This is a genomic window from Cryobacterium sp. MLB-32 (assembly GCF_000738085.1).
GTDB lineage: Bacteria > Actinomycetota > Actinomycetes > Actinomycetales > Microbacteriaceae > Cryobacterium.
This window is the reverse complement of record NZ_JPRS01000374.1, coordinates 1-945: the sequence shown is the minus strand read 5'-3', so window position 1 is coordinate 945 and position 945 is coordinate 1. Positions and strand designations below refer to the sequence as shown.

The window sequence follows — 945 nt, the reverse complement described above, 5'->3', positions numbered from 1 at the left end:
GTTCTCCTGCGGCTATGAGGAGCAGACCTCGATGTTCAGCGCGGTTATCCACGTGGGTCCTGGCCGTGTCACGGGCAGTTTCCTGGGCCGCAGCGCGTCGATGAACAGCGACCGAGAGTCGATCGGGGACAGCCTCGTGCTGGTCGATGAATACTGTAGGCTCCGGCTTCCGAGAAAGTATCTAGACGTATTTGATGAGGTGCACGGCACCTCGCATGCCGTGCGAGAGGTATGACCGTGGTTGAAGATGGCCCAGGCGCCCGCGCGCGCGATCCGCGCGAAGGACACAAGTACTTTGACCTGGGTCGGGACTGGCAGAAGATCAAGACGGAGCAGGTTCTGACCGACGACGAAATGTTCGTCGCATACATCGTGCCGTTTCTGGACGGCAGCATCCAGCGCCGCCAGATGATCCGCTTCGCATCCGATCCCGTCGGTGACCCCGGTTTTCTGGGGCGCCAGTTCGAGTATTTGCTGCAGCACGGCTATATTTACAACCCGCGGGAACGGGCGGCGTCTCCTGCGTCAGCCGAGCAGGGGAGCCCGGCATGAACGCCGACGATTTTTTCGCACTGGTCACCGATTTTTTCGGCACAAAAGCCAGCCGGGTGCAGGCCGACCCAGCCGGTCCCAACGCATCCTGGGTGCTCTACGACTCGTTTGTTTTCATGTGCGGCCTCGATGGCGAGCACGGCACGTTCCGAGGTGGCATCGAGTACGACACGGGTAAATACCTGACGGTCTTCCTGAACGAGCGGCTCTCCTTCAACACCGATCGGGAGTCAGTCCTTCGGAACCTGCAGATCGTCGATCGGTATTGCCGGCTGCGCCTCCCCGACAAGTTTTTACTCGCGTACGACGCAGAATAGACCAGCCCGATGCCCGAGAACCTGACGGAACTCCGCTCAATCACAGCACCTACGATTCCCGTTATGTCGTTCCTAA

At 59.9% G+C, this 945-nt stretch carries 3 protein-coding genes; all 3 read left to right on the top strand.

The window, feature by feature from the left end; translation table 11 throughout:
* A partial coding sequence (locus JF66_RS24650; protein WP_035880373.1) for a hypothetical protein occupies positions 1 to 235 on the top strand: 235 nt, incomplete at its 5' end.
* A gap of 2 nt (positions 236 to 237) precedes the next feature.
* Positions 238 to 552: a hypothetical protein gene (locus JF66_RS18690; RefSeq protein WP_156109923.1), complete on the top strand. Its 315-nt coding sequence runs from the start codon at positions 238 to 240 to the stop codon at positions 550 to 552.
* The gene (locus JF66_RS18685; RefSeq protein ID WP_035880370.1) at positions 549 to 869 is read left to right on the top strand and encodes a hypothetical protein; all 321 of its coding nucleotides are present in this window, start codon (positions 549 to 551) and stop codon (positions 867 to 869) included. Before JF66_RS18690 ends, JF66_RS18685 begins: the two co-directional genes overlap by 4 nt.
* Positions 870 to 945 lie beyond the last annotated feature (76 nt).

What these genes read in the sequence shown, in the direction of transcription:
- JF66_RS18685 (WP_035880370.1), top strand. Translation starts at nt 549, where the DNA reads ATGAACGCCGACGATTTTTTCGCACTGGTCACCGATTTTTTCGGCACA.